At 65.3% G+C, this 19,163-nt stretch carries 23 protein-coding genes; 11 read left to right on the top strand and 12 right to left on the bottom strand.

The window, feature by feature from the left end:
• The first annotated feature begins 89 nt into the window (after positions 1 to 89).
• A complete protein-coding gene (locus NUW51_RS12425) occupies positions 90 to 824 on the top strand; it encodes an SIMPL domain-containing protein (RefSeq protein WP_265587829.1) in 735 nt (244 codons plus the stop codon).
• An 86-nt stretch (positions 825 to 910) separates the two neighbouring features.
• On the opposite strand, the gene NUW51_RS12430 is transcribed toward NUW51_RS12425, so the two are convergent.
• From NUW51_RS12430 to NUW51_RS12440, 3 genes are all read right to left on the bottom strand, one after another.
• A complete protein-coding gene (locus tag NUW51_RS12430; RefSeq protein WP_265587830.1) occupies positions 911 to 1,183 on the bottom strand; it encodes a GlsB/YeaQ/YmgE family stress response membrane protein in 273 nt (90 codons plus the stop codon).
• Between the two features lie 193 nt (positions 1,184 to 1,376).
• Positions 1,377 to 1,676: a CtrA inhibitor SciP gene (gene sciP / locus NUW51_RS12435; RefSeq protein ID WP_245112778.1), complete on the bottom strand. Its 300-nt coding sequence runs from the start codon at positions 1,674 to 1,676 to the stop codon at positions 1,377 to 1,379.
• A 90-nt stretch (positions 1,677 to 1,766) separates the two neighbouring features.
• Positions 1,767 to 1,964: a hypothetical protein gene (locus tag NUW51_RS12440; RefSeq protein WP_265587831.1), complete on the bottom strand. Its 198-nt coding sequence runs from the start codon at positions 1,962 to 1,964 to the stop codon at positions 1,767 to 1,769.
• A gap of 76 nt (positions 1,965 to 2,040) precedes the next feature.
• Here NUW51_RS12440 and mnmA point away from each other — a divergent pair, with 76 nt between their 5' ends.
• Positions 2,041 to 3,147 carry a tRNA 2-thiouridine(34) synthase MnmA gene (mnmA, locus tag NUW51_RS12445; protein WP_265587832.1) on the top strand — a complete coding sequence of 369 codons (1,107 nt, stop codon included), beginning with the start codon at positions 2,041 to 2,043 and terminating at the stop codon, positions 3,145 to 3,147.
• Positions 3,148 to 3,236: 89 nt separating this feature from the next.
• On the opposite strand, the gene NUW51_RS12450 is transcribed toward mnmA, so the two are convergent.
• The 4 genes from NUW51_RS12450 to pdxH all read right to left on the bottom strand — a co-directional run bounded on the left by NUW51_RS12450 (position 3,237) and on the right by pdxH (position 6,094).
• Entirely contained in the window at positions 3,237 to 3,581 is a 345-nt protein-coding gene (locus NUW51_RS12450; RefSeq protein WP_265587833.1) for a hypothetical protein, read from the bottom strand.
• Between the two features lie 178 nt (positions 3,582 to 3,759).
• Positions 3,760 to 4,557: a PhzF family phenazine biosynthesis protein gene (locus tag NUW51_RS12455; RefSeq protein ID WP_265587834.1), complete on the bottom strand. Its 798-nt coding sequence runs from the start codon at positions 4,555 to 4,557 to the stop codon at positions 3,760 to 3,762.
• Entirely contained in the window at positions 4,557 to 5,519 is a 963-nt protein-coding gene (locus NUW51_RS12460) for a cation diffusion facilitator family transporter (RefSeq protein WP_265587835.1), read from the bottom strand. Before NUW51_RS12460 ends, NUW51_RS12455 begins: the two co-directional genes overlap by 1 nt.
• Positions 5,516 to 6,094, bottom strand: a complete 579-nt coding sequence (pdxH, locus tag NUW51_RS12465; RefSeq protein ID WP_265587836.1) for a pyridoxamine 5'-phosphate oxidase — start codon at positions 6,092 to 6,094, stop codon at positions 5,516 to 5,518. Before pdxH ends, NUW51_RS12460 begins: the two co-directional genes overlap by 4 nt.
• A gap of 69 nt (positions 6,095 to 6,163) precedes the next feature.
• On the opposite strand from pdxH, the gene NUW51_RS12470 reads away from it, so the two are divergent.
• The 5 genes from NUW51_RS12470 to NUW51_RS12490 all read left to right on the top strand — a co-directional run bounded on the left by NUW51_RS12470 (position 6,164) and on the right by NUW51_RS12490 (position 9,666).
• Positions 6,164 to 7,129, top strand: coding sequence for a DnaJ C-terminal domain-containing protein (locus tag NUW51_RS12470; protein ID WP_265587837.1), 966 nt, complete (start codon positions 6,164 to 6,166; stop codon positions 7,127 to 7,129).
• Between the two features lie 120 nt (positions 7,130 to 7,249).
• Positions 7,250 to 8,170, top strand: coding sequence for a YihY/virulence factor BrkB family protein (locus tag NUW51_RS12475; RefSeq protein ID WP_265587838.1), 921 nt, complete (start codon positions 7,250 to 7,252; stop codon positions 8,168 to 8,170).
• Entirely contained in the window at positions 8,167 to 8,970 is an 804-nt protein-coding gene (fabI, locus tag NUW51_RS12480; RefSeq protein WP_265587840.1) for an enoyl-ACP reductase FabI, read from the top strand. Before NUW51_RS12475 ends, fabI begins: the two co-directional genes overlap by 4 nt.
• Positions 8,971 to 9,032: 62 nt before the next feature.
• Positions 9,033 to 9,302, top strand: coding sequence for an acylphosphatase (locus tag NUW51_RS12485; protein WP_265587841.1), 270 nt, complete (start codon positions 9,033 to 9,035; stop codon positions 9,300 to 9,302).
• A gap of 10 nt (positions 9,303 to 9,312) precedes the next feature.
• On the top strand, positions 9,313 to 9,666 hold the full coding sequence (locus tag NUW51_RS12490) for a YkvA family protein (RefSeq protein WP_322597095.1): 354 nt from the start codon (positions 9,313 to 9,315) through the stop codon (positions 9,664 to 9,666).
• Here NUW51_RS12490 and NUW51_RS12495 read toward each other — a convergent pair.
• On the bottom strand, positions 9,663 to 10,400 hold the full coding sequence (locus NUW51_RS12495; RefSeq protein ID WP_265587843.1) for a class I SAM-dependent methyltransferase: 738 nt from the start codon (positions 10,398 to 10,400) through the stop codon (positions 9,663 to 9,665). The two genes, NUW51_RS12490 and NUW51_RS12495, sit on opposite strands and share 4 nt — an antisense overlap.
• Complete coding sequence (locus NUW51_RS12500) at positions 10,397 to 11,686, bottom strand: adenylosuccinate synthase (protein WP_265587844.1); 1,290 nt, start codon at positions 11,684 to 11,686, stop codon at positions 10,397 to 10,399. Before NUW51_RS12500 ends, NUW51_RS12495 begins: the two co-directional genes overlap by 4 nt.
• A gap of 127 nt (positions 11,687 to 11,813) precedes the next feature.
• On the opposite strand from NUW51_RS12500, the gene NUW51_RS12505 reads away from it, so the two are divergent.
• Entirely contained in the window at positions 11,814 to 12,632 is an 819-nt protein-coding gene (locus tag NUW51_RS12505; RefSeq protein WP_265587845.1) for an aldo/keto reductase, read from the top strand.
• Here NUW51_RS12505 and serA read toward each other — a convergent pair.
• A complete protein-coding gene (gene serA, locus NUW51_RS12510) occupies positions 12,629 to 14,215 on the bottom strand; it encodes a phosphoglycerate dehydrogenase (protein ID WP_265587846.1) in 1,587 nt (528 codons plus the stop codon). The genes NUW51_RS12505 and serA overlap by 4 nt on opposite strands.
• A gap of 109 nt (positions 14,216 to 14,324) precedes the next feature.
• Positions 14,325 to 15,437 (bottom strand): phosphoserine transaminase, encoded by a 1,113-nt coding sequence (locus NUW51_RS12515; RefSeq protein WP_265587847.1) that lies wholly within the window; start codon positions 15,435 to 15,437, stop codon positions 14,325 to 14,327.
• A gap of 376 nt (positions 15,438 to 15,813) precedes the next feature.
• On the opposite strand from NUW51_RS12515, the gene NUW51_RS12520 reads away from it, so the two are divergent.
• From NUW51_RS12520 to xth, 3 genes are all read left to right on the top strand, one after another.
• A complete protein-coding gene (locus tag NUW51_RS12520; RefSeq protein ID WP_265587848.1) occupies positions 15,814 to 16,719 on the top strand; it encodes a M23 family metallopeptidase in 906 nt (301 codons plus the stop codon).
• 69 nt (positions 16,720 to 16,788) lie between these two features.
• Entirely contained in the window at positions 16,789 to 17,112 is a 324-nt protein-coding gene (locus NUW51_RS12525) for a HesB/IscA family protein (protein ID WP_265587849.1), read from the top strand.
• Positions 17,112 to 17,891 carry an exodeoxyribonuclease III gene (xth, locus tag NUW51_RS12530; protein WP_265587850.1) on the top strand — a complete coding sequence of 260 codons (780 nt, stop codon included), beginning with the start codon at positions 17,112 to 17,114 and terminating at the stop codon, positions 17,889 to 17,891. The genes NUW51_RS12525 and xth overlap by 1 nt, the downstream gene beginning before the upstream one ends.
• A gap of 3 nt (positions 17,892 to 17,894) precedes the next feature.
• On the opposite strand, the gene NUW51_RS12535 is transcribed toward xth, so the two are convergent.
• Entirely contained in the window at positions 17,895 to 19,031 is a 1,137-nt protein-coding gene (locus NUW51_RS12535; protein ID WP_265587851.1) for an N-acetyltransferase, read from the bottom strand.
• Between the last annotated feature and the right edge of the window lie 132 nt (positions 19,032 to 19,163).

Here is a 19,163-nt window from a genome sequence, read left to right on the forward strand (position 1 = left end):
TCATCGGCGGTTGAGGCCGGGCATGCTCGCATGGGGCATGGCCCGGCCTTTTGGCCTTTAACGGGCCAAGACAAGAGGAGAGGGACGCGATGAAAAGCATGAGCAGGATGGCGGTGATGGCCGCGCTGGTCGCCGCAGGCATGCCCGGCGCGGCGAGCGCGCAAGAAGGTGCGCCCATGATCGAGATCGGGGCCGAGCAGACAGTGCTCGACCTCAGCGTGCGCGGCACCTCGACCCGGGTGCCCGACATGGTCACCATCTCGGCCGGGGTGACGAGCGAAGCGGCGAGCGCGAGCGAGGCGCTGCGAATCAACAGCGAGGCGATGCAGCGGGTGGTCGATGCGCTGCGCGCGCAAGGCGTGGCCGAACGCGATATTCGCACCCAGCGAATCAACCTCAACCCGATCTACGAGGATCGCAATAGCAGCGGCATCGCCAAGATCGTGCGCTATCGCGCCAGCAACATGGTCGCGGTGCGCTTTCGCGAGGTCGAGATGTCGGGGCGGGTGCTCGACATTCTCGTGCGCGAGGGGGCCAATGAAATCCAGGGGCCGAACTTCGAAATCGACGATCCTGAAGAAGCGCTCGACGAGGCGCGGGCCGATGCGCTGCGTATCGCGCGCGAGCGGGCCGAACTCTATGCTGCTGCGCTCGGCAAGCGGGTCGTGCGGCTGGCGCATTTCTCGGAAGGCGGCGCGAACTTTCCCTCACCGATCGTGGTGACGGGGAGCCGGATGCGGATGGAAGCCGCCTCCGCGCCGCCGATCGCGGCGGGCGAGCAGGAAGTCGGGGTGATGCTCAACCTGCGCTACATCCTCGAATAGCGCGCTTCACGGTGGTGCAAACAGAAAAGGGCCGGTGCCTCGTCGGAGGCACCGGCCCTTGTCTTTTCGCCTGGTGGCGCGGTCCGTTAGCGGACGCGGCCGCGGCGGACGAGGTTCACGATGGCGAGCAGGATGATCGCGCCGAGAAGCGACACGAGCAGGCTCGAAACCGAGAAGTCGCCGCTGGTGATCGCGCCGCCACCGATGAGCGGGTTGAGCAGCAGGCCGCCCAGAATGGCGCCGACGATGCCGACGACGATGTTGAGCAGGATGCCCTGCTGGGCGTTGGTGCGCATGACGATGCTGGCGAGCCAGCCGAGAATGCCGCCGACGATGATGATGAGAATCCACGTAAGCATGTCTGTCTCCCTATGAGATACGCCCGGCTTCTGTCGGCCGGTTGTGACCCATCAATCGGTCGGACCGGGGGATTGTTCCGCGCGCGACTCTTTTGGGACAGGCATAAAAAAACGGCCCCGTCAGGGAGAAGACGGGGCCGTTTTCCAGGGAAGACGATTAAGTCTTTGATACGCTTACGCGTGAAGGGGCGACCTAGAAGCGCTGCTGGCGCTCATATTGGTCGCGATACTGCTTGAGGCGGGTGACGCGAAGGCCGGGCATGCCCGAGCGATCGACGGCACGCTGCCAGCTGGTGAATTCCTCGAGGCTGAGGTCGTAGCGCTCGCAGGCCTCATCGACGGTCAGCAGGCCACCGGCGACGGCAGCAACGACCTCGGCCTTGCGGCGCACGACCCAGCGGGTGGTGGTCGCCGGCGGCAGGCTGTCCAGCGTCAGCGGTTCACCGAGCGGGCCAATCACCTGTGCGGGGCGGATTTCCTGGTTCTCGAGCATTGAATTCCTCAACCTGATGTCTCTCGTTACACCCTGATGTTTAACCGGACCCCTTGAACAAATGGTCATGGGGAAGGGTTAACGGGGCGCTTAACTATCCTTGTCGGCCGTTAACCTTGCGATGTCCGCGAAGGCGCCCGAGAGCGTACCTTCGATCGTCTCTCCCGAGAGGAAACGCACCAGATCCTGGTCCTTCGCGATACGGACCTTGAATTCGGGCAATCCCGCCTCGATCATCTCGAGGGTGACGGGGGTGCCATCGTCAAAGTCCTGTTCATGTTTCGCCAACGGCTTTTCCCCTATTTACACCTCGTGGTTCCCAAGCCCTATGCGAACAGGGTGAATTTCCGGTAAAGAAGACGTCATGTTTCCGACTTTCGATCTCCCCGGCGCGCCGTCCGCAGCGCGCATCGTCGTCGCCATGTCCGGCGGCGTGGATTCGAGCGTGGTCGCCTGCCTCGCCGCCAAGACCGGCGCCGAGGTGATCGGTGTCACCTTGCAGCTCTACGACCATGGCGAGGCGGTGGCGCGCTCGGGCAGCTGCTGCGCGGGGCAGGACATCTATGATGCCAAGATGGTGTGCGACCGGCTGGGCATCGCCCATTATGTGCTCGATTACGAATCGCGCTTTCGCGAAGGGGTGATCGACAAGTTCGCGGACGATTATGCGGCGGGGCGCACGCCGATTCCCTGTTCGCAGTGCAACCAGGGGGTGAAGTTCGTCGACCTGCTCGCCTTCGCGCGCGAACTGGGCGCGACCTGCCTTGCGACCGGCCATTATGTTCGCCGCGTCATCGGCGAGGATGGCAGGCCGCAGTTGTGGAAAGGGCGCGATCCGCGGCGCGACCAGAGCTATTTCCTTTCTGGCACGACGCTCGACCAGCTCCAGTTCCTGCGCTTTCCGCTGGGCGACCTGCCCAAGCCAGAAGTACGCAGGCTCGCTGAGGAAGCGGGGCTCGAGGTGGCGGGCAAGCCCGACAGCCAGGACATCTGCTTCGTGCCCGACGGCGATTATGCCAGCCTCGTGAAGAAACTGCGTCCCGAGACCGAGGCGCCGGGCGAGATCGTCGGGCTGGACGGCAGCGTGCTCGGCACGCATCGCGGCACGGTACATTATACGATCGGCCAACGCCGCGGGCTCGAGATCGGGGGGCAGCCCGAGCCGCTTTACGTCGTGCGCATCGACGCCGAGGCGCGCCGCGTGGTGGTCGGCCCCAAGGCCGCGCTCGCGGTGTCGGCGGCAAGCATCGAGGATATGAACTGGATCGGCGAGACGCAGGCGCTGGTCGATGCCAAGGTGCGCAGCCTCGCGCCGCCGGTGCCCGCGCGGCTCGAAAACGGGGCGGTGCGGTTCGAGACGCCGCAATATGGCGTCGCGCCGGGCCAGTCGGCGGTTTTCTACGAGGGCGAGCGCTTGCTCGGCGGCGGCACGATCACGGCGACGCAGGCGGCCGAGCTGGCGCCGGCCTGAGCCGCGACCCGGTCAACGAGGGTTGAAACGACAAGCCCGGCGGTGGTCCGAGAACCACCGCCGGGCTTTTTGTCGGTTCGATCGAGCGCCTAGTTGGAGGCGGCACGGTCCTTATCGGTCATTTCGAGGATGGCACCGACGACCAGCGCGCCCTGGACGCCGCCGAGCACCGCATGGCCGACGCCGAGCTGGCCGCCCTGCGTACCGGCCGCGGCCTGGCTTTCGACCGGCTGGCAGGCACCGGCACCGGCAGCGGTGCTGTCATCCTCGTCGACGACACGGCGGTCGTCCTCGTCGGCAGCGGCGACCACGGGTACCCACACGGTGCCGAGCGGGCAGGTCGGGACGACGGCAGCAGCTCGATCATTGGACTCTGCAGCCGGTTCGGGCGCGACGGCGAGCAGCGCGGTGGCGGCGAGAAGCTTCAGCATCATATGCTCCAATTAAATATGCGGCCTTTCACGCGCCGCAAAAAATTCAGGTCGGTTCGGCAAGGTCACCGAAACGGGATCGTCCGGTATCTAAGGGGTAATTGTCACCAACTCGTTGATGGCGCAAGGCGTTTGTGCGCGTGCGAGATCGGCGCGGCCGCGATGACCGGCGACCGGGCTGCTAGAGAGTGAAGCGGCCTTCGATCACGCTGGTGGCGGTGCCGCCGAGCGCGAGGCGGTCGCCATGGATGCGGCACGATAGATCGCCGCCGCGCGCACTGGCCTGGTGCGCGGTGAGCGTGTCGCGGCCGAGCCTGTTCGACCAGTAAGGCGCGAGGCCCATATGCGCGGCGCCCGTGACCGGGTCCTCATCGATGCCATAGGCACCGGCGAAGACGCGGCTGGCGAAATCGCATCGCTCGTCCGGCGCGGTGACCATGACGAGCGCCTCGATGGTCTTGAGCGCGCGAAAATCGGGGGTGCAGGCACGAACGGCGGCTTCATCGTCGAGCGGGATGATGACGATCGGCTCGACGCCGGCGTAGAAATGCGCCTTCGTGCCGATGCCGACGGCAGCGAGGGCAGCCTCGGCGCGCGGATCCTCGGCAGGGGTGGCGACGGGAAGGTCGAGGACCAGCCGCTCGCCATCGCGGGTCACGGTGATGATCCCCGCCTTGCGAGTGCGAAAGCGGATGCTGTCCGCCGTGCCGATGAGGGCGTGGGCGCTGGCGAGCGTGGCATGGCCGCACATTGCGACTTCGCAACCCGGCGTGAACCAGCGCAGCTCATAGTCGGCCTCGGCATCGGCGCACGGCAGGGTGAAGGCGGTCTCGGACAGGTTGTTTTCGATGGCGATGGCGAGAAGCGTGTCGTCGTCGAGCCAGTCGCCGCCCAGCGGCATGACGGCGGCGGGGTTGCCGGTGAGTGCGCGTCCATCGACGGTAAAGGCATCGACCTGATGGAAGGGAATGGTCGGCATCAGTCGCTCGCCGTCTCGGGCGTCATGTCCTGCCCCGGCTCCTCCAGCCCCTTGGGATCGGGATGGATGAGGATGTCGACGCCGGGGAATTCCTTGACGATGCGCGCTTCGACATCGTCCATCACGTCATGTGCTTGTGCCACCGTCATCTGGGGATCGAGCCAGATGTGGAATTGCGCGAAGTCGTGGCCGCCCGACGTGCGGGTGCGCAGTTCGTGGATGCCGTGCAGTTCGGGATGGGCATTGATCATGGCGATGAAGCGGTCGCGTTTTTCATCGTCCCACTCGCGGTCCATTAGCTGGTCGAGGGCATGGCTCGCCCCTTTCCATGCGCCGCGCAGCAGCCAGGCGGCGATGAGGATGCCGAAAATCGGGTCGGCGAGCGGGAAGTTGCCGAGCTGGTCCAAGGCCAGCGCGGCAATCACCGCCATGTTGAGGAGGAGATCCGACTGGTAGTGGACATGGTCGGTGGCGATGGCGACCGAGCCCGTTTTCCTGATGACCATGCGCTGGTAGGCGAGCAAGGCGAGGGTGACGAGGATCGCCACCGCCGACACGCCGACGCCCAGTTCGAGCTCCTGCGTCCGCTCGCCCGAGCCGAAGCGGGCGATGGCGCGCCACGCGATACCGATGGCGCTGACCGAGATGAGGATGACCTGGAACAGCGCGGCGATGCTCTCCGCCTTGCCGTGACCGAAGCGATGCTCCTCGTCGGCGGGCATGGCGGCGTAGCGCACGCCGAAGAAGGTGACGAGGCTGGCGATGAGGTCGAGGCTGGTGTCGGCAAGGCTGCCGAGCATGGCGACGCTGCCCGTCGACCAGCTGGCCCAGACCTTGAGGGCGACGAGGAAGAGCGCGACCGAGACCGAGAAGATGGCGGCCTTCGAGGTCAGGCTGGCCCGTTCGCCGTGATGGTCGTGGCCGTGGCCGTGGCCGTGGTCATGTCCGTGAAATCCGCTCATGGGTAGAGAAGCCCTTCCTGCCAGCCGCTGCCAGTCCGGGTGAAAAGAATGCGGTGGTGCATACGTTCCGGCGTGCCTTCCCAGAATTCGATAGCGTCGGGGATGAGGCGAAAGCCGCCCCAGTGCGCCGGACGCGGCAGATCGCCTTCGGGATAGTCTTCTTCCAGCGCGGCGATCCGCTCGAGGAAGATGTCGCGCGAGGGCAGCGGGCGGCTCTGGTCCGAAGCGGTGGCGGCGAGCTGCTTGTCGCGCCCGCGGCTGGCGAAATAGGCATCGGCGGTGGCGTCATCGACATGCTCGATGCGCCCCGTGATGCGCACCTGCTTGTAGGTCGATTTCCAGTGGAAGGCGAGCGCGGCATGGGCGTTGGCGGCCAGTTCCTCGCCCTTTCGGCTCTGCTTGTTGGTATAGAAGGTGAAGCCGTCCGGCCCATGGTCCTTCAGGAGCACGATCCGCACCGAAGGGAGCCCCTCGGGAGTCGCGGTGGCGAGTGCCATGGCGTTGGGATCGGACGGTTCGCGGGCGCATGCCTCGGCAAACCAGTCGTCGAACATTTGGAACGGATCCATGTCCATGGCGTAGGGGGCAGGGAGGAGCCTTGCAAGGCTGGCTTTTCGGTGAAGGATGCGCTTTAGGACTGTTCTATGGACCTATACCAGCAACTGGGCGTCTCGCGCAGCGCGAGCGAAGCCGATATCAAGAAAGCCTATCGCAGCCTCGCCAAGCAGCTGCATCCCGACCGCAACAAGGATAATCCCAAGGCGGCCGAGCGGTTCGGCAAGGTGACGCAGGCTTATGATATCCTGTCCGACAAGGACAAGCGCGCGCAATATGATCGCGGCGAGATCGACGAGGACGGCAATCCCAAGTCGCCCTTCGGCGCGGGCTTTGGCGGAGGCAGCCCGTTCGGCGGCGGCGCGCGCGGCCGGGCGCAGGGCTATCCCGGCGCGGGCGCGGGGCAGGCCGGTTTCGAGGAAGCCGATCTGTCCGACCTGTTCGAGGGACTGTTCGGTGGTGGCGGCGGCGCGCGCCAGCGCCAGTCGCAGGGCGGCGGTGGCTTCGGCGGTTTCGGTCGCCGCAGCCCGCCGCAAAAAGGCGCCGACGTCAATTATCGGTTGAGCGTACCCTTCGTCGATGCCGCGACGCTGGAGCCGCAGCGGGTCAAGCTGTCGGGCGGAAAGACGCTCGACATGAAATTGCCCAAGGGGGTCGAGGACGGCATCAAGATCAGGCTCGCCGGACAGGGCGAGGACGGCCCCGGCGGCAAGGGTGATGCGATCGTCACCATCGCCATCACCGGCCATAAGCATTTCAAGCGCGACGGCGACGATATTCGCCTCGACCTGCCGATCACGCTGCCCGAGGCGGTGCTGGGCGGCAAGGTGAAGGTGCCGACCGTGACCGGCGCGGTGACCATGACGATCCCCAAGGGGACCAGCGGCGGCACCGTGATGCGCCTCAAGGGCAAGGGTTTTTCGAAGAAGTCGGGCGGCAATGGCGACCAGCTCGTCACGCTTGAAGTCGCCATTCCCAAGGGCGATGCGGCGCTCGAGGAGTTTGCCAAGGATTGGAGCCATCCCGGCAATCCGCGCGAGGGAATGGGAGGCTAGCGCCTGACCCAGCGATCGCCCCAATCGCCCGAGGCGCGGCGGCGCCGGCTGGCGGCGCTCAAGGCCAGGTTCGGCGGCGACGCGATCCGACGCTTTCGCGACAGCGACCGGCCGTGGGAGGTGACCAAGCGGGTTGCCATCGGCGTCTATTCGGACGGCTTCATCCATGCCGGCAATCTCGCCTACATCTCGATGCTGGCGATTTTCCCCTTCATCATTCTCGCCACCGCCATCGCGGTCCTGTTCGATGCAGGCAGCGCCAGCGAGGGCGCGATCCTCACGATCCTGTCGCGGCTGCCGCCCAATGTCGCCGAAGCGCTCGCCGATCCCCTGTTCGAAGTGTCGGCGCGCGATCCGGGGCCGCTTTTATGGTTCGGTGCCATCGTCGGCATGTGGACGACGGGCAGTTTCATCGAGACGATCCGCGACGTGCTGCGGCGGGCCTATGGCGTGCGGATGGTCGCGCCCTTCTGGGAATATCGGCTCGCTTCGATTGGGCTCATCGTCGGCGCGGTGATCCTGCTCATCATCGCCTTCGCATCGAGCCTCACGCTGTCGAGCATCCAGGAACTGATCGAACAATGGTTCCCGGTGACGCGCGAGGGGTCGGGGCTGGTGATGGCGCTGCGCATCATCCCGGCAGTGACGCTTTACATCACCGTCTATCTCGTCATCTGGGCGCTGACCCCGACGCGCTATCGTAAGAAGCAATGTCGCATCTGGCCGGGCGCGCTGGCGATCACTTTGTGGTGGCTGATCACCGTCGCGCTTCTGCCGCAGGCGGTGCAATTGTTCGGCGGCTACGGGCGCACCTATGGCAGCCTCGCGGGCGCGATGGTGGCGCTCATCTTCTTCTACATCATCGGCTTCGGGGTGGTGATCGGCGCGGAACTCAACGCGGCCCTAGCGTCATCGGGCGACAAGGCGCTAAAGGGCGAACATTATTCGGGACCGCATGCGGACGAACTCGAGGTCGAGGACCCGGGCGAGGACGAGGAGGTCGACGAGGAAGAACCGGACGAAGAAGAGGGAAGTCGATGACCGGATTGATGAAGGGCAAGCGCGGGTTGATCATGGGCCTCGCCAACAACAAGAGCCTGGCGTGGGGGATCTCCAAGCAGCTCGCCGACCAGGGCGCCGAGCTCGCCTTCACCTATCTCGGCGATGCGCTGAAGAAGCGCGTCGGGCCGCTTGCCAATGAATTGGGCAGCGACATTCTGATCGATTGCGACGTCAGCGACATGGACAATCTCGACCGCGCCTTCGCGGAGCTGAAGGGGCATTGGGACAGCCTCGACTTCGTCGTTCATGCGATCGGTTTTTCGGACAAGAACGAGCTGCGCGGCGGCTATGTCGACACCAGCCTCGACAATTTCCTCATGACCATGAATGTCTCGGCCTACAGCCTGGTCGCGGTGGCGGCGCGCGCGAAGGAAATGATGACGAACGGCGGTTCGATCGTGACGCTGACCTATTATGGCGCCGAGAAGGTCATCCCGCACTACAATGTCATGGGGGTTGCGAAGGCGGCGCTGGAAACGAGCGTACAGTATCTCGCCGCCGACCTCGGGCCGCAGAACATCCGCGTCAATGCGATCAGCGCGGGGCCGATCAAGACGCTGGCGGCGAGCGGTATCGGCGATTTCCGCTACATCATGAAGTGGAACGAATATAATTCGCCGCTCCGCCGCAACGTCACCATCGAGGATGTCGGCGGGGCGGGGGTCTATTTCTGTTCGGACCTGTCGAGCGGGGTGACGGGCGAGGTGCATCATGTCGATGCGGGCTATCATGTCGTCGGCATGAAGAACCCCGAGGCGCCCGACATCACGGTCGAATAGCGCGCGGAACGTCAAAGTTTGCTGCAATGCAACAGAGGGAGGCGAGGTGCGTTATTTCCCTCATGGTTGCACGTCATCTCCATATCACCGGCAAGGTGCAGGGGGTCTTCTTTCGCGACACGACGCGCAAGGAGGCCGAGGCGCGCGGCGTCACCGGCTGGGTGCGCAATTGCGAAGACGGCAGCGTCGAGGCCTATGTCGAGGGCAGCCGGATTGCGGTGGACGAGCTGATCGACCGGCTCGCCGAGGGGCCGCCCGCCGCCAAGGTGACCGCGGTCGAGAGCGAGGATGTCGAACCGCTGGGCTGCGAGAAATTTCTCATTCGGCGATGAGGCCCCTGTCGTGAAAGATTGGGCACGGCGGCTGAAGCGCGAGGCGCTGCTGCTGTGGGTGGCGGCGCGGCATCCGGGCGTACCGCTGCTCGCCAAGACAGTAGCGGGGCTGGTCGCGGCCTATGCCTTTTCGCCGATCGACCTCATCCCCGATTTCATCCCGGTGCTGGGGCTGGTCGATGACCTGCTCATCGTGCCGCTCGGCGTGTGGCTGGCGCTGAAACTGGTGCCGCGCGGGCTGCGGTCGCAATTGCGCGCCGAGGCGGCGCAATTGGCGGAGAGGCCGGTCAGCCGCACGGGACTGGCGCTGGTGATCGTCGCCTGGATCGCTTTGGCCGCGCTTGGTTGGCGGCTCTTGGCCTAGGCCTTTTTCTTGCCGACCAGCGTGCCCTTTTCGCCGCCCTTCCAGAGGTGGAAGTCCATTTCGGGGTGGAGCTTCTTCCAGCGGCGCGCGACGAGGCGTTCGCCGGGGCGGGCGGCATCGTCGAGGAAGACGGTGGCGCCGGGGGCGAGCTTGCCGAACAGGCGTTCGGCACCGCCGCGGGTCATCGGATGGATCGTCCAGGGCGGGCCGTCGATGATCATCATGTCGACGCCGTCCTCGAGCGGGCCGGTGTCGTAGAAGAGGCCGGGCCAGTCGCTGTCGATGGGCTTCAAGGGCGCGTGGCGGATGTCGGCCTCGAGGCCGTGATCCTCGAGCCAGCTCATCGTCTTCTCGACGAATTCGAGATGCTGATCGAAGCTGATGTGCGGCGGGCAGCCGGCCTTTTTCAGGGCGGCGGCGATGACGAGGCTGGAGGCGCCGCAACCGAATTCCACGACGCGCTTGGGGCGATGCTCGAGGATATGGTCGACGATGAGGTGGAGAAAGCCGGTGTCGGCCTTCCACGAGCCGAGGTTGGGCAGCGCATCGGGCGCGAGATCGAGCCGGTCGCACAGCCGCTCCTTCTCGGCCACCGATCCGCCGCGCAGGCTCTTGAGGAGGAAGGGCGCGGTGAAGGGGGCGAGCAGCGCCACGGCGATGCGGTCGGCAAGGCCGACATGGGCGTTGGCGGCATCGTCGCGGGCGAGCAGCCCGGTGGTTTCGCGGCTGGTCATTGGCTGAAGGGGTCCGAAACGAGAATGGTGTCGTCGCGCTCGGGGCTCGTCGACAAGAGGGTGACGGGGCAGCGCACCAATTCCTCGATGCGGCGAACATATTTGATGGCGTTGGCGGGCATGTCGGCCCAACTGCGCGCGCCGGCGCTGGTCTCGGACCAGCCGGGCATTTCCTCGTAGATCGGTTCGATCTTCTCGGTCAGCTGCGCCGAGGCGGGGAGATAGTCATACTCCTTGCCGTCGATCTTGTAGCCGGTGCAGATCTTGACGGTGTCGAGCCCGTCGAGCACGTCGATCTTGGTCAGCGCGATGCCGTTGATGCCGGTGACGGCGACGGACTTGCGCACCAGCACGGCGTCGAACCAGCCGCAGCGGCGCTGGCGACTGGTGACGGTGCCGAATTCGTGGCCCCGCTCGCCGAGGCGCTGGCCGATCTCGTCATGCAATTCGGTCGGGAAAGGCCCCGAGCCGACACGGGTCGTATAGGCCTTGGTGATGCCGAGCACGGTGCCGGCCGCATTGGGGCCCATGCCCGAGCCCGCGCCGACCGTGCCCGACACGGTGTTGGACGAGGTGACGAAGGGATAGGTGCCATGATCGACGTCGAGCATGGTGCCCTGCGCGCCTTCGAACAGGATGCGCTTGCCTGCGCGGCGTGCCTCGTCGAGGTCGCGCCAGACGGGGCGGACGAAAGGCGTGACGAAATCGGCGATGTCGCGCAGCTGCCCCAGCAATTCGTCGCGGTCGATCGGATCCTCGCCGAACCCGGCGCGCAGATGATCGTGATGCGCGCACAGCCGTTCGAAGATGGGCGCGATATGGTCGAGTTCGGCAAGGTCGCAGACGCGGATCGCACGGCGACCGACCTTGTCTTCATAGGCCGGACCGATGCCGCGGCGGGTGGTACCGATCTTACCCTTCGACAAAGCATCCTCGCGCAGCGCGTCGAGGTCGCGGTGGATCGGCAGGATGAGCGGCGTATTCTCGGCGATCCACAGATTGTCGGGGGTGATCGAAACACCCTGGCCCGAGACCTTCTCGATTTCGCTCTTCAGCGCCCAGGGGTCGAGGACGACGCCATTGCCGATGACGCTCGGCGTGCCGCGCACGATGCCCGAGGGTAGGAGCGAGAGCTTGTAGGTGGTCCCGCCGACGACCAGCGTGTGGCCGGCATTGTGCCCGCCCTGGAAGCGGACGACGAGGTCGGCGCGGCTGGCCAGCCAGTCGACGATCTTGCCCTTGCCTTCATCGCCCCACTGGGCGCCGATGACGGTCACATTGGCCACAAATTCGCTCCCGAGACGATGACGGGGGCTGTCTAGGCAAGGCACGGCCAGTCGTCCAGCAAGGATTTGCCCACCTGCTGGGAACGCTGGCCGGGGTTCGGCTCTTGGAGGGGCAAAGGAGACATTCATGACCGACCAGCCGATGCTCACCCTCAACGATGATCGCGCGATGCCCCAGCTGGGCTTCGGCACCTACAAGATCGACGAGGAGGATGCGGCCGAGGCGGTGCGCAGCGCGCTCGAGGTCGGCTACGGGCTCGTCGATACGGCGGCGATCTACGAGAATGAGCGCGGCGTGGGGTCGGGGCTCGAGGGTCGCGGCGACATCTGGCTGACGACCAAGGTGTGGAACGACGATCAGGGGTATGAGGCGGCGAAGACGGCGTTCGGCCACTGCCTCAACAGGCTGGGCCGCGAGGATGTCGACCTCGTGTTGATCCACTGGCCCTGTCCCGACAAGGGCAAGTTTCTGGATACGTGGAAGGCGTTTATCGAGCTTCGCGAGGACGGGCGGGCCAAGTCGATCGGCGTTTCGAACTTCCGCCGCCAGGAGATCGAGGCACTGGTCGAGGAGACGGACTTCGCGCCCTGCGTCAACCAGGTCGAATGCCACCCCGCCTTCCAGCAGCGCGAATTGCGCGCCTTCCATGACGAGCTCGGCATCGTGACGCAAAGCTGGTCGCCCTTAGGGCGGGCCAAGCATTTCGACGACGAGGTGCTACAGGCGCTGGCCGAGGAAACCGGGCAGTCGCCCGCCGCGATCGTGCTGCGCTGGCACCTCCAGCATGGGCTGTCGGCGATCCCCAAGGCCTCGGGCCGCGCGCATATGGAGGACAATTTTTCGGCGCTGTCGTTCAGCCTGTCGGACGAACAGATGGGGCGGATCGACGGCATGGACCAGGGCGAGGCCGGGCGCATGGGGCCCGACCCCGCCGATTTCTGCTAGTCGAAGCGCAGCGGCACCACCCGCTTGACGTCGGGGATGGCGCGGAGCGCGTCGAGCAGCGGGGCAGTGGGCTCTGAATCGATGGCGATGAGCGCCAGCGCCTCGCCGCCGATGTCGCGGCGGCCCAGCGCGAAGGTGGCAATGTTGACGCCCGCATCGCCGAGCGTCGAGCCCAGCGCACCGATGAAGCCCGGGGCGTCGGCGTTGACGATGTAGAGCATCGGGCCGGCCAGTTCTGCCTCGACCGTCACGCCGAACATGTCGACGAGGCGCGGGTTGGCGTTGCCGAACAATGTGCCCGCGACCGAGCATTTGGAGCCGTCCTTCAGGGTCGTCTTGACGCGCACAAGCGTATGGAAGTCGCCCTCGTGGCTGTGGCGCACCTCGGACACGTCGAGGCCGCGGTCCTTGGCCAGCACGGGGGCGTTGACCATGTTCACGCTCGACGAATAGCTGCCCATCAGCCCGGCGAGCACGGCGCCCGAAATGGGGGTGATGTTGAGTTCGGCGGCCGCGCCCTCGACCTCGACCGAGATGGCGCAGACATCCTCGCCCAGCACTTGGCCGACGAGGCGTCCGAGGTTGGTCGCAAGGCCCATGTAGGGACGCACGCGCGGGGCTTCCTCGGCACTGATCGAGGGTGAATTGAGGGCGTTGGTCACGCCGCCAAGGAGGAGGTAGTCGGCCATCTGTTCGGCGACCTGGATGGCGACATTGACCTGCGCCTCGGTGGTCGAGGCGCCGAGGTGGGGGGTGGCGACGAAGCCCGGCGTGCCGAAGAGCGGACTGTCCTTGGCGGGCTCTTCCTTGAAGACGTCGAGGGCGGCGCCGGCGATATGGCCGCTTTCCAACAGGTCCTTGAGGGCGGCCTCGTCGATCAGCCCGCCGCGCGCACAATTGACGATGCGCACGCCCTTCTTCGTCCGCTCGAGCCGCTCGCGCGAGAGGATGTTGCGCGTCTCGTCGGTGAGCGGGGTGTGGAGCGTGATGAAGTCGGCGCGGGCGAGCAGCGTGTCGAGATCGACCTTCTCGATGCCGAGGTCGAGCGCGCGTTCGGGGGTGAGGAAGGGATCGAAGGCGACGACCTTCATCTTGAGGCCCTGCGCTCGGGCAGCGACGATCGAGCCGATATTGCCCGCGCCGATGAGGCCCAGCGTCTTGCCGGTCAGCTCGACCCCCATGAAGCGCGACTTCTCCCACTTGCCGGCCTGCGTCGAGGCATCGGCCTCGGGGAGTTGGCGGGCGAGCGCGAACATCAGCGCGACGGCATGCTCGGCGGTGGTGATCGAGTTGCCGAAGGGGGTGTTCATGACGACGATGCCGCGCGCGGTGGCGGCGGGGATATCGACATTGTCCACGCCGATCCCGGCGCGGCCGATGACCTTGAGCCTGTCCGCGTGGGCGAGGATGTCGGCATTGGGCTTGGTCGCCGAGCGCACGGCGAGGCCGTCATATTCGCCGATGATGGCTTTCAGCTCATCGGGCGACAGGCCGGGTTTCTCGTCGACCTCGATGCCGCGTTCGCGAAAAATCTCGGCGGCGCGCGGGTCCATCTTGTCGGCGATGAGGACTTTGACGGTCATATGGTGATCCTTTTGTTCGTCGTCCCAGCGCGGGCTGGGACCCATGTCGTCTCGCCTGCATCAAGTCGCAGGCATGGGCCCCAGCCTTCGCTGGGGCGACGCTTTGAGTTTAGGCGGTCTGTGCCCACGCCCAGTCGAGCCACGGGCCGAGTTTCTCGATGTCGGCACTGTCGACGGTGGCGCCGCACCAAATGCGAAAGCCCGGAGGGGCGTCGCGATAGGCGCCGAAGTCGTAGGCGACCTCCTCGTCCTCGATCAGCTTGACCATCGCCTTGGCGCGCGCCGGTTCGGCGTCGAGCGTGAGGCAGACGCCGGTGCGGCTGCGCAGCGCGGGGTCGGGGCAGAGATGATGGAGCCAGTCGCGCGCCTGCACCAGCGCATCGACCGCGGCGGCATTGGCCTTGGCGCGCTCGATCATGCCGTCCAAGCCGCCGATGCTGTTGGCCCATTCCATCGAATGGATCGCATCCTCGACGCACAGCATCGAGGGGGTGTTGATGGTAGCGCCGGTGAAGATGCCTTCGTTCAATTTGCCGGCCTTGGTCAGGCGAAACAGCTTGGGCAACGGGCGGTCGGGCTTGTAGCTCTCGAGCCGCTCGACCGCGCGCGGGCCGAGGATGAGGACGCCATGCGCAGCCTCGCCGCCGAGGACCTTTTGCCAGCTGAAGGTGGCGACATCGATCTTGTCCCACGGCAGGCGGTGGGCGAAGACCGCGCTGGTGCTGTCGGCGAAGGACAGGCCCTCTCGGTCGTCGGGAATCCAGTCGCCGTTCGGCACGCGCACGCCCGAGGTCGTGCCGTTCCAGGTGAAGAGCACGTCGGTGGTCCAGTCGACCTCGTCGAGATGGGGCAGGTCGCCATAATCGGCCTCGACCGCGATGGGATCGAGTTTCAATTGCTCGATCGCGTCCTTGACCCAGTCCTTGCCGAAGCTCTCCCAGCCCATGGCGGTGACGCGGCGCGCCCCGAGCATCGTCCACATCGCCATTTCGAAGGCACCGGTGTCGGAGCCGGGCACGATGCCGATTCGGTGCGAATCGGGCAGTTCGAGCAAGTCGCGCATCATCGCGATGCAATGCGCGAGGCGGGCCTTGTTAACCGCACCGCGGTGCGATCGGCCGAGGCCGCCCAAGTGCAACTTGTCGGGGCTCCAGCCCGGCGGCTTGGCGCAGGGGCCGGACGAGAAATAAGGGCGCGCGGGGCGCACGTCAGGCTTGTTCAATCAAACTCTCCTCCCAGAGAGGCGCGCCGCGTTGGGGCGGCGTGTCCCGAGACGGTGTTAAGCCCCTTTGAACCAAGAAGATAGCCGGGACTTTAGCCCGTTAAAATTTAACAAGAACAACGGATTACTGCGTTAAATCTGCGTTAAAAAGTTAATCTAATGTAATCGGTGCCTCAACTCATCGCTTCGTCTCATCGACTCGTCCCCTTATTGGGAACAGGCGCTTGAGTTTCTTAACCAAAGCAGGACAGGGTCACCCTCGACAAAGCGCTGTGAACCTTCACGGCGAGAGCGGGAGGGATGGGGCCCTCCATTGTATTGGACGCGATTTTCTCCCGGGGGAGGGGTCGCACGAGTGACTGGAGCGGGCGGTATCATGGCTTTCATGTCGATGTTGAAGGGCGGGCTTTTTCGAAATCGCGAGATTTTCCTGCGTGACGGTGAAAAGGTCACGCGGTTGAAGGTGTCGGCGATCTCGCAGATTTTCGCCGTCGCCATGGTTTTCGGCCTGACCAGCTGGTCGGGCTTCGCTACCGCGCAGCTGCTCAACGAACGCGAAGAGGTGATGAGCCTCGAACAGGAACTGGCCTTCCATGAGAAGGTCGAGACCCGCCAGCGCGTGCTCGCCGAAATGGCCGGCCGCCTGCTCGATGAACGCTATGCCGCGCAGGTCAAGGAGCTCGAGAGCCTCGGTGTCGCCGACCGCGTCGACGGCGTCGGCGGTCCGCTCGAAGCCGCCGCCAATGGCGATGAAACTTTCGCCCAGCTGTTCCAGAGCTGGAAGCGCCTCGACAATCTTCAGGGCAGCGCGATCGCCGTGCCCTCGGCCAAGCCGGTGGAAGCCGCGCGCCTGACCTCGAGCTATGGTACGCGTAACGACCCGTTCAAGAAGCGCCGTGCCCGTCACGGCGGCATCGACCTTGCCGGCCCGGTCGGCACGCCGATCCTCGTCACCGCCGACGGCATCGTGAAGCGCGCCGGTTGGAACTCGGGCGGCTATGGCAACCTCATCGAGGTCGATCATGGCAATGGCATCACCACCCGCTATGCCCACTTGTCGAAGGTTGAGGTTCGCGCCGGCGAGCGCGTCACCCGCGGCATGCAGATCGGCAAGATGGGCTCGACCGGCCGTTCGACCGGTAGCCACCTCCACTATGAGGTCCGCATCGACGGTCGCTCGGTCAACCCGATCCCCTTCATGGAATCGACCGATTACCTCGTCGCCATGCGCGATGGTGGTGAGGGCGACATGATGCACGGCGTGGGCGGCGGCGCGCAGTAAGCGCCTCGCGACCACAGGAATGCAAGAAGGGCGGTTGCCGGGGGCAGCCGCCCTTCTTACATCGGGGCCATGGATATTCCGCTTCTCACCAAGAACGCCGCCGCGCGCGTGCGTGCGATCGCCGACAAGCAGGGCAAGCCCGCGATGCTGCGCCTCGGCGTCGATGGCGGCGGTTGCGCCGGCTTCACCTATCGGTTCGAATTGAGCGAGCCCGAGGAGGGCGACGTGACTAGCGAGACCGACGGCGTGACGCTGTTGGTTGACACGGTCAGCCTCGATTTCCTCAAAGGCAGCGCGGTCGATTATGTCGAGAACCTCGGCGGCGCGAGCTTCCAGGTGACCAACCCGCAGGCGGCCTCTGGCTGCGGCTGCGGCTCGAGCTTCTCGATCTGATGCCCAGTATCGTCAGCTTCAACATCAACGGCATCCGCGCACGCCTCGAGCGGCTGACCGAATATCTGGCCAAGGAACAGCCCGACATCGTCTGCCTGCAGGAGCTGAAGTCGGCCGACGACACGCTGCCGAAGGCGGCGTTCGAGGAAGCGGGCTATCCGGGCGTCTGGCACGGCCAGAAGGGGTTCAACGGCGTCGCGATCCTCGCGAAGGGGGAGCAGCCCGAGCTCGTGATGAAAGGGCTTCCCGACGACCCCAATCCCGACCAGTCGCGCTATATCGAGGCGCAGGTGAAGGGGGTGCGGGTCGCCAGCATCTATCTGCCCAACGGCAATCCGATCGGGACCGAGAAATTCAGCTACAAGCTCGACTGGATGGAGAAGCTCAGGCTGCACGCCGCCGAACTGCTCGCGAGCGAGACGCCGGTGGTGCTGGCGGGCGATTACAACGTCATCCCCGAGGATCGCGACACATTCTCGCGCTCGGCGATGAAGGATGATGCGCTGTTCCAGCCGGAGAGCCAGCATGCCTTTCGCCGGATCGTCAACCAGGGATGGACCGACGCGCTGCGCAGTTTCCATCCGAACGAGCCCAAGCTCTACACCTTCTGGGACTATCAGCGCGGGGCGTGGCAGCGCGATGCTGGGTTCCGCATCGATCACCTGCTATGCTCGCCCTCGGCGGCCGACCGGCTGACCGGGGCGGGGGTCCACAAATGGGCGCGCGGCGAGGAAAAGGCGTCGGATCACGCGCCGGTGTGGGCGACGCTGGCGGACTGACCGCTAGAGCGTTTTTTCGTAGACGCGATAGGTGTGGTTGGTGCCGGCCCCGGGGAGTTGGGCGATGCTCATCATGCCCTGATTGTCCTCGAGCACCCAGCCGAACTCGCCCCAGTTGATGCCATATTTGTCGACGCAGACGCGGCGGGTGAATTCGATCATCATGAAGGCGAGCTGGGTCGCCATGCGGCCCTTCTGGTGCGATTTGCGCACCCCCATGAGCGGCACGCGCACACGGCTGGTAATGGGGCGGCGCAGGCGCCAGTGCAGCTTGGCCCAGCCGAAGGGCAGCAGCTTGCCATCGAGGTCGGCGATCAGTTCGTTGATGTCGGGGATGGTCAGCATGAAGGCGACCGCCTCGCCATCGACTTCGGCGATCTTGACGAGATCCTCGACGATGATCGGTTTCAATTTCTTGCCCGCATAAGCGATCTCGGCATCGGTCAGCGGGATATAGCCCCAATTGTCCGACCAGGCGTCGTTCAAGATATCGAGGATGATCGCGGCTTCCTCGTCGAATTTCGACTTGTCGACGTCGCGGATGCGGATGCGCGGGTTCTTCTCACCCAGCTGGATGAGCTTGTCGATTACCGGGATCATGTCGATGCGAATATCGAGCGCGAAGGTGTGGAGGTCCTTGACCTTGGTATAGCCCGCCGCCTCGACCCAGCCCTCGTAGGCGGGGCGATGATGGCCCATCATGACCATCGGCTTTTCCTCGAAACCGTCGATGAGGAGCCCGGGTTCGTCCCAGATCGACAGCGAGAAGGGGCCGACCGCTTGGCCGATGCCCTTGGCGCGGAGCCAGTCCTCGGCGGCGGCGATGAGCGCGGCGGCGGCCTCTACGTCCTTGGCCTCGAACAGCCCCCAATGGCCCTGTCCGGGATAGCGTTCGATCCACAAATGATCGATGTGCGCGCTGATGCGGCCGACGACCTCCTCGCCGCGACGGGCGAGGAAAAGCTGCAATTCGCCATGACCGAACCAGGGGTTCTGCCGAGGATTCAGCAGGGCCTTCACTTCGGCTTTCAGCGGCGGCACCCAATAAGGATCATCGGCATAGATCGACCATGGAAGATCGACGAAGGCGTCGAGGTCGGCGCGGCCCTCGACCGGCGTGATGCGAAGCGCGTTTGACATGGCGCAAAGCGCTAACCGCGAATGAATGATTTGTCATCCTGGCTTCAGCTTCGTTTTGATAAAAGACCGAAATCCAGGCCGCTGCCATCAGCTTGCCCTATTTGGCGGTAAAAGGCGCAAGATAGAGACACG

The organism is Sphingomicrobium arenosum (assembly GCF_026157085.1).
Lineage (GTDB): Bacteria > Pseudomonadota > Alphaproteobacteria > Sphingomonadales > Sphingomonadaceae > Sphingomicrobium > Sphingomicrobium arenosum.